Source organism: Shouchella clausii (genome assembly GCF_002250115.1).
Classification (GTDB): Bacteria; Bacillota; Bacilli; order Bacillales; family Bacillaceae_D; genus Shouchella; species Shouchella clausii.
In genome coordinates, this window is the sequence record NZ_CP019985.1 from 2175359 (window position 1) to 2187649 (window position 12291).

The window sequence follows — 12291 nt, forward strand, 5'->3', positions numbered from 1 at the left end:
TGGGAGGAACGAATGATGAATCTTGGTGTATTTGCTGTTTTATACGGAGAAAAGCCGTTGGCAGAGATGTTGGATCATATAAAAGACAAGGGCCTTAATACTGTTGAAATCGCCACAGGCGGTTATGTTGGCGATGCCCATTGCCAACCAGAGGTGCTTTTAACCGATGAAGATAAGCTTGCGGCGTTTAAAGCTGCTTTTGACGAGCGTGGTATAACGATTAGCGCCCTTAGTTGTCATGGCAATGGGCTACATCCTAATCCGCAAGTGAGCAACGCCCATGACCGTGTGTTCGAACACACTGTACAATTGGCTGCAAGGCTAGGTGTAGACACTGTTGTTACCTTCTCTGGTTGTCCAGGCGAGTCGGAACATTCTCGCTATCCTGTTTGGAATACGTGCCCGTGGCCACATGATTTTTCGGAAATGCTTAAATGGCAATGGGAAGAAAAAGTCCTTCCTTATTGGCGCCAAAAGCATAGCTATGTAAAAGAACATGGCGTTCGGGTTGCCATCGAGCCACATCCTGGTTTTGTCGTATATAACAATGAGACATTGCTGCGGCTACGTCAGGAATGCGGGAAGCAAATCGGCGCCAACTTTGACCCGAGCCATTATTTTTGGCAAGGCATGGATCCTGCCCTTTGTATTCGTGAACTTGGAGAGGCCATCTATCATTTTCATGCGAAAGACACGAAAATCGAGGCAGTAAACGTAAGTCGCAACGGCGTTCTTGATATGAAACCGTACCGCGATATCGCGAATCGGTCCTGGATTTTTCGCACTGTTGGTTATGGCCATCATGAAGAAGTTTGGCGAGAGATTATTAGTGCTCTTCAACTCATTGGCTACAAGGGAGCCATTAGCATTGAGCATGAGGACGGACTGATGACAAACGAAGAAGGCTTGACGAAGGCGATCGCGTTTTTACGAACGGCCATTATTCGTAATGATGCAGGGGAGATGTGGTGGGCTTAAAGTAAAAATGAATACTCGGCAAGGCAAGCGTGAAGTGGTGATAATAAAATTGAATCAATAAGCTTCCAATAAACCACACACAAGCACCAGGCTGATAGCGCTATAATGAGGAAGGAATGTTTTGTAATTAAAAAGGAGTTATCATCAATGGGTTACATGAGTCTCGTATTTGTGAACGTTGTCCTTCCAATTCTTATTTTAATGGCGATAGGCGCTTTGTTTCAGCGGCGTTTTCACTTTCAATTAACGCCAATTTCGAAACTTTTGACGTCTTGTTTTATGCCAGCTGCTGTGTTTTTGAACATTTATGAAGCACAGTTTGACATGCAGTTACTAGCGCAGCTTGTTTTTTATTTGCTTTTGTTCACAGGGAGCACGATGGCGCTTGGGCAGCTTTTAGCGAAAGTCCTAAAATTGAAACGCGGGGAAGGGGCGGCATTAAAAAACAGCATCTCGTTGATGAATTCCGGCAATTACGGGCTGCCTGTTAGCCAACTTATTTTTAGTGCAAACCCGTTGGGCGTGTCTGTACAAATTATTGTCCTTGTCTTTCAAAACTTGCTCACATATACATACGGGCTTTACAATTTGTTGTCGGCGACTAAGTCGATCGTTGACATTGGCAAGTCGCTTGTAAAGCTTCCAATTGTGCATGCGCTGTTAGCAGGAATCGTTTTTCAAGCTTTTGCTTGGCCGATTCCAGGATTTGTACTCGTTCCACTTGAACAATTGGCCAATGGTTTTGTAGCGTTAGCGCTGTTTTTGTTAGGTGCCCAACTTGCTGGCATTCGTTTACGTTCTTTCCATCGTGCAATCGCCTGGAGTTTACTTGGAAGGCTCGTCGCCGGTCCTGCCTTTGCCTTGCTGTTCATCTTTACCCTTGGGATTGAGGGCGTTGTAGCCCAATCGTTGTTTATTGCTAGCTCGTTTCCTACTTCAAGAAATACGGCGACACTGGCGCTTGAGCACGAGGTAGAGCCTGAGCTCCATGCCCAAATCGTTCTTTATTCAACGCTGCTCAGTTGTGTAACAGCTACAGCAGTTATTCATTTGGCGAGCGTCTTATTTTAATGGTGTAGGCAGGAGGCTACTGTCTGTCGACGTTTATCCAACGACCTCTGTTTCGGTCACCTTGATGTCGAGGACATAGTAGCCTTCTGTATCGCGAAGCAACGTGCATAAAGCTTCCAGTTTTGCAACGGCTTCATTAGAAGTCAAGGCTTTGTTATCATTTAGGCGAATGCTTGTAGAATGGCGATTTGTGGTACTTTCCCGATGATGATCTGCACTTTGTTTGCTGGACTCGCCTTCCCGCAACTTTCTAGACGAATCACGTGATGGTTCGTTTGGCATAAACATCCTCACCCTTCGATTTGATCGTCCGCTACTTTCAATCCGCAGCGGGAAAGACTAGCCATTATGATCGGAATAAGCGAAAAATTTCACCTCTTTGTTCTACTATCTTCTTTATCCTTTTCCATCCATTTCTTTAAAAGTTGTTTTGCCTCTTTACGGCGATGAAGACCAATTTTGCTATAAATGTTACTGATATAGTTTCTTACAGTCCCTTCATGAATCGCCATTTCTTGGGCGATTTTTTTGTTAGGGTAGTCAGCCACTATGTAATCGATTACTTTTCTTTCCATGCGGGAGAAGTGGACACGGGCCAAATGAGTCGATTCCTCTTCCAATAAATATGTATCATAAATGGACTCGCCCTGCAAGATTCTGGCTGCTTTTGCCATTAATTGTTGAAAGTTGGTGTTTGTCGATAGAAGTCCATTGACACCATAATCCCTACAAACTTTGATGTACTCATATGTCGCCCTATCTGCCAGCACAAGCAACGGCAACTGAGGATCGCTAGCGCGCAGTTGTTTAATAAAAGCAACACTGTCTGACTGTTCTCCATAGACGATGGCGATGTCTACTGAAAAATCGGCAAGACACGTTTCTATCTCATGAGCTGTGTGGACAACGCACAGCTGACTGTCGGTTTCTGCTATACGGTAACGGAACATGTCGGCAAGCAAGCCTTTTTTTGAAATAAATAATAAGTTCATCGCACCATCATGACTGTAAATCAACCCTTTCCATTAGTGCTCACACCTCTACCGTAATGTGACGACCTGTACAATTTCTAAACATTCCGCCAAGCCTAGTGGACAATGTATAGAAATTGTATAGATCAAAACAGTATGGTTAACCCAAAGAGTATTAAACGAAACGAGTGTGCCGGTTTTAGGAGAAGCGAGGGCGGATTAGGCAATGACGATGCAGATCATACCAGTATTTAAAGTCACGAATTTGGCTAAGAGCAAAGAGTTTTACACAAAACGGCTCGGGTTTGCAGCAAACGATATTGCAGCCGATTGCGTGGCGATCCAAAAAAAAGATGCGATCTTCCATCTAATGGAGAGACCAGGAAGTCAAAACGCCCATTGCCGTCTATTTGTAGAAGACATTGGCGAGTTTTTTACGGAAAGAGAGACTTCATTAGAGGAATGGAAGACACTTGGGAAATTGTGGTTAAGTGCAAATGGCCAACTCATTTTAGCGATCAAAGATACGGATGGAAATACAATTGAATTGATTGAGGGCAACCAACAACAGTAGTTGGATTGAGCTGGCACCTAACCTAAATACGTGTGCATAAATTGTTCCTTTTCCCATAAGCTAAATCCAGCTTAGAAAGAAAAGAGGGTAAACCATGAGCAATAAGGACAAAAAGCACAATAACCAATTTAAAGAAAACAGCAATCATGGCGAACACCGCAATGGCCGGTTAAGCCAAATCAAAAACCATAATGCTGCTGGCGGCGAACCAAATGAATATTTGAACAGAAAAACGAATGAGGAAGAGCATGGCCCAAACACAATCAATTAATAAAGACGCTCTTGCATGGAGCGTCTTTTAATGTTGAATAGATTGGCAAATTAGGTTTTAGAAAAAGATTTCCAGCGATAGGGGGCAATAAAGTGCGTGCTGTTGCTAACCTCGGCAAATTGTGGCGATTTCTTGAATTAGTTTGTGAAATGTTGAACAAATGAAAGGGGTTGTGTATAGTGGAGATAGAAAGACATGTGAAAACATTCACAAGAAGAAGGGGGAAATCATATGTTACATTTTTTACAAAAGACAAAAGCCGCGGCTGTGTGTTTGCTTGCTGTGCGACTATATTTAGGATGGATGTGGGTTACTTCTGGCTTCGGCAAAGTGACAGGCGGATTTGATGCTTCTGGATTCTTGGAAGCTGCAGTTGCCAATCCCGTTATGAAAGGGGAGGGACTTGCTTTTCCTCTCTACCATGCTTTTTTGGAAAACGTTGCATTGCCGAACGCTGGGTTGTTTAGCTTTTTCGTTATGTGGGGGGAAATCTTTGTTGGGATTGGCTTGATCGTTGGTTTGCTTACACGAAGCGCTGCTTTCTTTGGAAGCACGATGAATATGTCCTTTTTGCTGGCGGGCACCGTTTCTAATAACCCGGTCATGCTGATTCTATCCATTTTCATCCTTATTAGCAAAAACAATGCAGGAGCGATCGGTCTAGACCGTTATGCAGCTCCGTTAATGGGACAATGGCCGTTGTTACAAGGAAAACAGAAAAGAAAAGCAAAGAGCGCTTGACCTAACGCCTAAATAGGGGCAACGCTTGTGTGACTTCAAGCAGCTACAATAGCTGCTTGTTTTTTTATCTGTAATCGCTCCAGCAAGGCGGTTCTCCGATCCAAATAAAACGCTTCTTCTAGCTTTGGTAATGAAAACGTACAGCGTTCAAGCTTACAGATATTGCATGTGCTCATTTGGTGGCGCTTGTCCATACTAAGGGCAATAAAAGATAGCAAAGCCAAGGAGAAGAAGCCAGTATGTTATTAAGACATTTGTTGGATATATTGGAGTACGAGGAACTTTACGGCAGCGATGCTGTTGACATAACCGGCATAACGAACAACTCAAAAACGGTGAAGCCAGGTGATTTGTTTATCGCCATTGCTGGCTATTCGATCGATGGTCACAAGTTCATCGACCAGGCGATTGCCGCTGGAGCTAAAGCAGTCATCGGCGAGAAGGAAATCGGAAAACAGTCTGTTCCTTATATAAAGGTGACAGATAGCAGAAAGGCGCTTGCGTTAGCAGCAAAGCGGTTCTATAAAAATGAACAGAACAAAGCGATAATGATTGGCATAACAGGAACAAATGGAAAAACAACAACTTCCTATATGTTGAAACACATTTTAGAAACATGTGGACATACATGCTCTCTGTTTGGTTCTGTCCAAAACATCGTAAACGGACAGGTTTTACCGGCAACTACAAACACGACTATGGATGCTCTGGAGTTACAAAAGCAATTGGCAGCGAGCAACGACCAAGTGGTTATAATGGAAGTCACTTCCCATGCTTTGATGCAGCATAGAGTATATGGAATCGAATTTGATTATGGGTTGTTCACTAATTTAAGCCAAGACCATTTGGATTATCATGGATCGATGGAAGCTTATTTTGGGGCAAAGTTACGGTTATTTGAACAACTTGCGCCAGCTGGCAAAGCAGTCATTCAAGCTCAAGGTGAATGGGGGGAAGCATTTCTAGCATCTTTGAAACAGAGGGATGTGCCTTACATTTATACATTAGGTGGAGCAGAAGCGACGCTACAATTAAGCAATGTCCGGATCGAAAGGCCGATGCAAGCCACGCTTGCTGAAGACCATAAAGCGTATGATTTAAAAGTGCCCCTTCTTGGCGAACATAATGTGTACAACGCCGCAATCGCTTTTTTGACAGTGCGCTTGCTTGGGCTGAATGCAAGAAAAATTTTGGCTGCACTTGAAAAATTCCCAGGGGTTCCTGGACGTTTTGAACTTATACACCATCCAAAAGGCGCCAATATCGTTATTGACTATGCCCACACAGAAGATGCGTTTTATCATTGTTTGAAAACAGCGGAAGAGTTAAGTGCCCGTCGAATCATTCATGTGTTCGGCTTTCGTGGCAACCGCGATACGTCAAAACGGCAGGCGATGGTTAACGTTTCGAAAAGGTTCTCTGACTTCATTATTTTGACTATGGATGACTTAAATGGCGAAAGCTTTGAAAGGATGAGGAAGAAGCTTGAGAACTACCAACTTGGCGAAAATGGGGTTGTTATTCCCGACCGCACAAGCGCCATTGCTCATGCGTGGGAATTAGCGGAAAACGGGGATTGGGTTTTTATTACAGGCAAAGGGCATGAAGCCTATAGGCAATCGTACCACTTGCCAACCCAATCCGATAAAGATACGGTACAACATTTATGGCAAAGAACAATAGCCAGTAAGATGTTGGTTGACTGAAATTTAGCCTAACTTTGCTTCAAAACTTAGTTTTTCCAGTGCTGCAGAGATTGATGAATAAATGCGGATATGGGTAAAGTCAATACCTAGTTGAATCGCCGTTTGGGCAATTTCTGGTCGGATGCCTGACAGTGAAGCTTTTGTTCCGATTAGTTTTAATCCATCTATTAAGGAGAAAATCTGATTGGCAACCATCGTGTCAATCACCGGCACGCCAGACAAATCAATGAGCAGTGAATCAACGCGGGTGTTGACGCATTGCTCAAGAGTTTGATCAAAAATAACTTTCGCTCGGTGCGTGTCAATTTCACCGATAAGCGGCAACAGTGCTACTTGCTCATTTAAATGGATAACAGGAGAACTGAGTTCTGTAATCATATCTTTCTGTGCTTGTAGTAGTTCTTCGGATAACTCCTGGTTACGGACACTAAACGCAATCATAATTTTTTTGAACGAGTGGAAAATTAACTGGATTGTCTCGTTATACTGTTTTATGCTCATCTCAGGATGGTGCGTTTCCACATATTGGTGCAAGACGTGTAAATATAAGGATTGAGTATTTAAAAATTCTTCCATAATTTCAGGGAGCGGTGTATCCAAATGAGCAGGGTCCGAGGCGATGTCAGTAACCCACTTATCTATGTAGATGTCGACTTCTTCATTTGCTGGATTGAAAATTTCAATAAACAGTTCGTGAAACTGGTGGTTTTGCGCTTTTAATTGCTTGATTTTTATTGGGTCCGTTGTTCCATAAATCCCCTCTTTCGACTTGTCTAAATTTGCATACCATGTTTCCGTCAACTCTGCAGATCGGTCTTTAAAATATTGATATAAAGACAAAGGCATAAGCGTTCGCTACTCCTTCTTAAATACTGTATTTATCGTCATTATTACAGCTTTTTAAGCGCTTGTCCAGATTGTGGCCCGCAACAAGCAGGCAAACGATGCCAGTGAGACGTTTAGCAAGTATGTCGTTGTTTCACTGCTGTTACTGGCATAGAAAAGAATCCCTTGACTTTTTTTTCTATTTCATGCTAATTTGATTGTATAGTCAAATTTTTGATCATCTATCCAACAGGGGGAAGTCCCGTGGCCGAATCGTTTATTGCCGAAGCACGCAGAGAACAGATTATCCAAGCATGCATAAGAACGCTTTCTGAAATAGGCTACAATAAAGTCAGCTTAACAAAGATTGCTAAAAACGCGAAAATTAGCACTGGTTTGATCTCCTATCATTTTGCCGATAAAGCGGACTTAATTCATCATACGCTTATGTATTTAGTCGCCGATCAGCTTCATTATATTAGTGAGTGCCTAGCAGCAGCAAAAAAGGGGGCAACGGAACAATTAAAGGCTTTTATTGAGGCGAGCCTTGCTTATCAGGCAACCCATTACGAAAACAATATTGCCATGATTGAAATTGTTTTCAACGCCCAAACGGAAGACGGCACGCCTTTTTATCTTTTAGCAGCCAAGGAGGCCGATGGGCTCGAGTTGTTATTAACAGAAATTTTAATCGCTGGGAAGAACAAAAAAGAATTTGCCACTGATTTCGATCCAGCCCTTGTTGCGACGATCATTCAAGGAGCGATAGGAGAGATCATGCTGAAAAATTGCGACCATGAGCAATATGAAACGTATAAAAATGAATTGACACGGATGGCTTTGAAGATGCTCGCTTAGAGCTATCCATCCTCTATGGACAAAAATTGATTGAACAGCCAAATAAAAAAATGATTAACTAAAAAAATGGAGGATGAACAATGCAAAACGTTACCAAACTAGGCCCGAACCGTTTTGAGCAGGGGCTTGTGTGGATAATACCGGCTTTAGTAGGAGCAGCAATCGGCTGGTTTCTGCCAGCGATTGTTGATTTTTTGCTAAGTATTCCTTTCCTGTCATCGCAAGGCATTCTGTTGCTCATTGATTCGTTTTCCGCCTTATTTGTTTCTATTGCTGGAGTAGCGGTTGGCGTACTGTTAGGACTGCTTTTGTCGGCGGCAGCTTTTCATGAATCGTTAGTGGTCGATGTTTCCGACACACATGTAACCGTAATGAAGAAAAACAAACAAAGAAAATTTTTAAAAACGGATATTTCTGCAGTGTTTGTTGAACATAAGAGCCTTGTTATTCTCGGCACAAATGGGAAAGAGCTTTATCGCGAAACGATTGATGTCAAACAAGACAAAGTCGAGCAAGCGTTTTGGCACCATCATTATCCATGGGTTGAGAGCGATCCATTTGCCAATGCGTACCGACTCTGGACGCTTAGTGATGAAGCTTGTGGTGAAGCAGCCAACAAGGTTCTCTATTCACGCCGTACGGCCTTGAGAGAAGGGGAAAGCGAACAAGCAGAGCGGTTGCGAGAAGATTTGCGAGAATTAGGTATTGCCGTAAAAGACAAGGGAGAAGAGCAGTATATCCGCTTTATGCAAACAAATAATAGCCATTAGCACAGAAACGCTTTCTGTGCTTTTTTTATGCTAGCCACTTGACATTATATCTACTTAGTAATACTATATACCTGTACTTAGTAATACTATATAGCGGTGCTCTTTCATCCTTATTTGCATAAAGAGGTGCTTGTTATCGATAATTTAAGTTTAATGCTCAAAGGAGTATTGCAAGGAATGATTTTGCAACTGATTGAGCACAAAGAAATGTATGGATACGAAATTACACGTAAGCTAAACCAACTTGGTTTTACTGGCATCGTCGAAGGGACCGTTTACACTGTGCTTGTCCGTTTGGAAAAGAATAAGTTGGTCGATGTGGTGAAAAAACCTTCTGATATGGGTCCGCCGAGAAAATTTTATACGTTGAACGACAAAGGAAAGGAAGAGCTTATGCGCTTTTGGGAAAAATGGGCGTTTTTAAGTGAGCGAATTGAACAAATCAGAAATGAGGGAGAAGAATGACTTTAAGCAAACAGGCGCAGGAAAGCATAAAATCATTTGCGAAAGAACAAGCCAGCAAGCATTTGGATAATGCGGAAATGAGTTATTTTGAAAGTTTAAGCCAAAAAAGCGGCGAAGTGAAGAAAAAACTCGCCAAACAAATGGAAAAGTTTAAGCGGACATCCAAGCAAACCCTTGAAGCACGTGAAGACTTAGAAACGTATATGAGTGATTATGTCAATGATCTCATGAGCCAAGGCTACCAAGAAGAAGAAGCGCTGGAGTTGGCCAAACAAGCACTAGCTGCTGACAGCGACAGCGATTTAGCGGCAAATCTCCAAGATAAGTATAAAACATATTATTTAACTCGAAGCCCTGAGGTGGAGGAGACAATCGGACTGTTTTACGCAGGCTTTATGTTTGTTGGCATGGCTATTGGTGCCATGGTCGGCATACTAATTGGGGCGTTTGTGTTTACTGCACACTTTTTTGCCTCAGTGGCGATAGGTACGGGGCTCGGGTTGATTTTTGGGCTCGGCTGCGGCATGCTTAAGCACGGATCTGTCGTGAACAAATCATCAGTCAATGACCGCTAGGACGGCAGTATTTAGGGAAAGCTAGTTAGGTAGAAAACGCCTAACTAGCTTTTTTGATTCGTGTAGCCCATGTAACATTTTGGATTTTGTGAGCAACTATAAGTCTAAATTTCTAGTGTTTTCGCCGTTTGTTTACGCATTATGTCTCCTATTCGGACAAAAATGGACAAATTAAATTACAATCATATTACAAATCGATTACATTTTTCTTGCTTATTCCGAGCGTTTGTTATAAAATCAAAATGGATGGAAATATATTCTATCCATTTAGCGAAAAGTAAACCTAGTTGTCTGCTTTTCGGGCAATCATAATCGAATATTCCGTTACATACGCTATCTAGGAGACTTTGAAAAATACCGAAATTAGAAACTTTCTGGGATTGTTTCAGTTTTTAAGTCGGATGCTGTGTTTTCTTCCTCCTAAATGAAGCAAAACGGAGTGATTGAGAGGTGTTGACGAATGAAACACTTTCTGGCACTTATGGCGTTTGCCTCTATTTGTGTGCTCGCCGCTTGCGGCAGTGGTGAAGAACGTGTGGCCGCTTCCGTTTCCACGCATGAGACCGTTGTTCTGGAAAAAACAATTCCTGACCTTTCCGTAACGGTTTTTTTAGACGAGGAAGAATTTGATAAACTTCCAGTGGAGATGGTCAACGAGGATGACCTCCGAAAATGGGCAAGAGACTTGGCTAGAGGTAAAGACGGCTTTGACCAACCGATGATACCGGCTAAATGGAATGGCCAAGAACTAGTTGGCGGCCAAGACCAAGTAACGCTCGACGAACAGAAGCTCGTTGAAGACATCCTTAGCTTAAGCGTTTGGGAGCGAGAAGTGACGCTGCCTATCAACAGGCAAACAGTTTCTGCCAGAGCGGAAGATATAAACAACATTGAGAATAAAACAATTGGCCACGGCCGAACAAGCTACAATAAGAGCGTTAGCGGACGTGTTGAAAACATTCGCTTGTCGACAGAAAGCGTAGACTATGTCGTTTTAGGAAGCGGTGATACGTTTACATTTAACGGCATTGTAGGCGAACGCACAAAAGAACGGGGCTACCAAGTGGCAAGCGTCATTATGGATGGCGATTTTACAGATGGGCTTGGCGGCGGCATCTGCCAAACATCGACGACTCTTTACAACGCTGTTCTTGATGCAGGTTTAACAGTATTGGAACGCCACCCGCATTCTCTCCCAGTTGGTTATGTAGAAGAGGGCATGGATGCGATGGTAAGCTGGGGCAGTGCAGATTTGCGCTTCCGTAATGACTTTGATCACCCAGTCGTGATCCGCGGAGGCGTCGATAAAGAAAAAGGCGAAGTCTGGTTCGACATTCGCAAATAATGTTGGATGAGGAGAGCGAAGAGATCGTTCTCTTTTTTTGTTGTCGAGGTTGATTTCATAATAAAAAGCAGGCTTTTGATCTCAGGGGGAAGGCAAATGTAGGCTTGCAAAAAGAAAGCAAGAGAATGGGGGCGGGAGTGAACATCAACAAAACATACATTTAAGGGATATTTTTCTTTATTTCCCAATATAAAAGGATTTAAATCTATGATAATCTAATAATACAAAAATTTGAAAGGTATGGTATTATTGAAATCGAAGATAACTTTTTCTGTTTTGTTACTTATAACACTGTTGTAATATTTGGATAAGAAATGGATCTACTTTTCGAAACCCTGACCAAATTTCAACAGAAGTTTCAGGAAGGCCGGCTGGACCATGGGGAGTTAGAATATACAATTCCAGGAATGAATACCAAGGTAGGATGGAAGTAAGAGATAGGGGCAACTGGATTGTTTTTCCTGTAAGACAACTTGCTCCACGTGGATATAGTTATAAATTTCAATTTTATAACAACGGCCCTGGGACAATAATTATTGATAGCGGTATTCTCACATACAATCGTTAAAAGCAGTGACTAGTAACCTATTCTTTATGAACAGGTTACTTTTTTTTCAATTTCATAACTAACGCAATACTAGTAATGAAAAGGGTTATGAACGAAACAATCATTAGAAACGGGTATGGAAAGAACTTATTTTGAAAAGCATAAATATAATGATCCAGAGATGTTACTCCTTGAATAGGAACGTTTCTCCCGTCCACCTTTACTTGTATATTACGAACCTCACTTCCTACGTACCAAGTAAGCGCGAGTGAAAACAACAACATCATTGTAGACGCGCCTAATGGTAAAGAGTATTTGTAAAAATTCATTTATTCCCCTTCTTTCCTTAAGATTTTTTATTCATTATAACATGGAAGGCTTTAAACTGACTCTTCTTTCAGAATATGAATATATTTGGAAGGGCGGCTTTAGGTGAGCGTGGTTATAGAAGTCTGCCCCAGGATAACGGGCATGTAGTTGTAATCATTGCCCCCGTTAATTGGAGTTAGGTAATAATAATGACGCAAGGAAACAATCGCTCTGCCGCTAAAAAAGGTCCCAAACAATAGACGTCTGGGACATGAATGGTACCCT

The 12291-nt window shown here is 42.3% G+C and carries 14 protein-coding genes; 11 read left to right on the forward strand and 3 right to left on the reverse strand.

Annotated features, from left to right (window positions below):
• Positions 1 to 15 precede the first annotated feature (15 nt).
• Both BC8716_RS10350 and BC8716_RS10355 read left to right on the forward strand, forming a co-directional pair.
• Positions 16 to 978 carry a sugar phosphate isomerase/epimerase family protein gene (locus tag BC8716_RS10350; protein WP_094425438.1) on the forward strand — a complete coding sequence of 321 codons (963 nt, stop codon included), beginning with the start codon at positions 16 to 18 and terminating at the stop codon, positions 976 to 978.
• Positions 979 to 1125: 147 nt separating this feature from the next.
• Complete coding sequence (locus tag BC8716_RS10355; RefSeq protein ID WP_011248305.1) at positions 1126 to 2049, forward strand: AEC family transporter; 924 nt, start codon at positions 1126 to 1128, stop codon at positions 2047 to 2049.
• Positions 2050 to 2082: 33 nt separating this feature from the next.
• On the opposite strand, the gene BC8716_RS10360 is transcribed toward BC8716_RS10355, so the two are convergent.
• A complete protein-coding gene (locus BC8716_RS10360) occupies positions 2083 to 2331 on the reverse strand; it encodes a hypothetical protein (protein ID WP_041824103.1) in 249 nt (82 codons plus the stop codon).
• 89 nt (positions 2332 to 2420) lie between these two features.
• Positions 2421 to 3041 (reverse strand): response regulator transcription factor, encoded by a 621-nt coding sequence (locus tag BC8716_RS10365; RefSeq protein WP_094425440.1) that lies wholly within the window; start codon positions 3039 to 3041, stop codon positions 2421 to 2423.
• A 205-nt stretch (positions 3042 to 3246) separates the two neighbouring features.
• Here BC8716_RS10365 and BC8716_RS10370 point away from each other — a divergent pair, with 205 nt between their 5' ends.
• The 4 genes from BC8716_RS10370 (at position 3247) to BC8716_RS10380 (ending at position 6312) form a co-directional block, all read left to right on the forward strand.
• Positions 3247 to 3594: a VOC family protein gene (locus BC8716_RS10370; protein ID WP_094425442.1), complete on the forward strand. Its 348-nt coding sequence runs from the start codon at positions 3247 to 3249 to the stop codon at positions 3592 to 3594.
• Positions 3595 to 3688: 94 nt separating this feature from the next.
• Complete coding sequence (locus BC8716_RS22485) at positions 3689 to 3865, forward strand: hypothetical protein (RefSeq protein ID WP_011248302.1); 177 nt, start codon at positions 3689 to 3691, stop codon at positions 3863 to 3865.
• A 231-nt stretch (positions 3866 to 4096) separates the two neighbouring features.
• A complete protein-coding gene (locus tag BC8716_RS10375) occupies positions 4097 to 4606 on the forward strand; it encodes a DoxX family protein (RefSeq protein ID WP_094425444.1) in 510 nt (169 codons plus the stop codon).
• A gap of 239 nt (positions 4607 to 4845) precedes the next feature.
• On the forward strand, positions 4846 to 6312 hold the full coding sequence (locus tag BC8716_RS10380; RefSeq protein ID WP_094425446.1) for a UDP-N-acetylmuramoyl-L-alanyl-D-glutamate--2,6-diaminopimelate ligase: 1467 nt from the start codon (positions 4846 to 4848) through the stop codon (positions 6310 to 6312).
• A 3-nt stretch (positions 6313 to 6315) separates the two neighbouring features.
• On the opposite strand, the gene BC8716_RS10385 is transcribed toward BC8716_RS10380, so the two are convergent.
• Positions 6316 to 7158, reverse strand: a complete 843-nt coding sequence (locus tag BC8716_RS10385; RefSeq protein WP_035203248.1) for an STAS domain-containing protein — start codon at positions 7156 to 7158, stop codon at positions 6316 to 6318.
• 243 nt (positions 7159 to 7401) lie between these two features.
• Here BC8716_RS10385 and BC8716_RS10390 point away from each other — a divergent pair, with 243 nt between their 5' ends.
• The 5 genes from BC8716_RS10390 (at position 7402) to BC8716_RS10410 (ending at position 11150) form a co-directional block, all read left to right on the forward strand.
• Complete coding sequence (locus BC8716_RS10390) at positions 7402 to 7995, forward strand: TetR/AcrR family transcriptional regulator (protein WP_094425448.1); 594 nt, start codon at positions 7402 to 7404, stop codon at positions 7993 to 7995.
• Between the two features lie 80 nt (positions 7996 to 8075).
• Positions 8076 to 8765 (forward strand): YqeB family protein, encoded by a 690-nt coding sequence (locus tag BC8716_RS10395; RefSeq protein ID WP_094425450.1) that lies wholly within the window; start codon positions 8076 to 8078, stop codon positions 8763 to 8765.
• 153 nt (positions 8766 to 8918) lie between these two features.
• Complete coding sequence (locus BC8716_RS10400; protein ID WP_285838668.1) at positions 8919 to 9230, forward strand: PadR family transcriptional regulator; 312 nt, start codon at positions 8919 to 8921, stop codon at positions 9228 to 9230.
• Complete coding sequence (locus BC8716_RS10405) at positions 9227 to 9805, forward strand: hypothetical protein (RefSeq protein ID WP_094425452.1); 579 nt, start codon at positions 9227 to 9229, stop codon at positions 9803 to 9805. Before BC8716_RS10400 ends, BC8716_RS10405 begins: the two co-directional genes overlap by 4 nt.
• Positions 9806 to 10265: 460 nt before the next feature.
• Positions 10266 to 11150 carry a VanW family protein gene (locus BC8716_RS10410; protein WP_094425454.1) on the forward strand — a complete coding sequence of 295 codons (885 nt, stop codon included), beginning with the start codon at positions 10266 to 10268 and terminating at the stop codon, positions 11148 to 11150.
• Positions 11151 to 12291 lie beyond the last annotated feature (1141 nt).

Excerpts from the sequence above, each read along its gene's own strand:
- BC8716_RS10350 (WP_094425438.1), top strand. The coding sequence starts at position 16 with ATGAATCTTGGTGTATTTGCTGTTTTATACGGAGAAAAGCCGTTGGCA.
- BC8716_RS10355 (WP_011248305.1), top strand. The coding sequence starts at position 1,126 with ATGGGTTACATGAGTCTCGTATTTGTGAACGTTGTCCTTCCAATTCTT.
- BC8716_RS10360 (WP_041824103.1), bottom strand. The coding sequence starts at position 2,331 with ATGCCAAACGAACCATCACGTGATTCGTCTAGAAAGTTGCGGGAAGGC.
- BC8716_RS10365 (WP_094425440.1), bottom strand. The coding sequence starts at position 3,041 with ATGAACTTATTATTTATTTCAAAAAAAGGCTTGCTTGCCGACATGTTC.
- BC8716_RS10370 (WP_094425442.1), top strand. The coding sequence starts at position 3,247 with ATGACGATGCAGATCATACCAGTATTTAAAGTCACGAATTTGGCTAAG.
- BC8716_RS22485 (WP_011248302.1), top strand. The coding sequence starts at position 3,689 with ATGAGCAATAAGGACAAAAAGCACAATAACCAATTTAAAGAAAACAGC.
- BC8716_RS10375 (WP_094425444.1), top strand. The coding sequence starts at position 4,097 with ATGTTACATTTTTTACAAAAGACAAAAGCCGCGGCTGTGTGTTTGCTT.
- BC8716_RS10380 (WP_094425446.1), top strand. The coding sequence starts at position 4,846 with ATGTTATTAAGACATTTGTTGGATATATTGGAGTACGAGGAACTTTAC.
- BC8716_RS10385 (WP_035203248.1), bottom strand. The coding sequence starts at position 7,158 with ATGCCTTTGTCTTTATATCAATATTTTAAAGACCGATCTGCAGAGTTG.
- BC8716_RS10395 (WP_094425450.1), top strand. The coding sequence starts at position 8,076 with ATGCAAAACGTTACCAAACTAGGCCCGAACCGTTTTGAGCAGGGGCTT.
- BC8716_RS10400 (WP_285838668.1), top strand. The coding sequence starts at position 8,919 with ATGCTCAAAGGAGTATTGCAAGGAATGATTTTGCAACTGATTGAGCAC.
- BC8716_RS10405 (WP_094425452.1), top strand. The coding sequence starts at position 9,227 with ATGACTTTAAGCAAACAGGCGCAGGAAAGCATAAAATCATTTGCGAAA.
- BC8716_RS10410 (WP_094425454.1), top strand. The coding sequence starts at position 10,266 with ATGAAACACTTTCTGGCACTTATGGCGTTTGCCTCTATTTGTGTGCTC.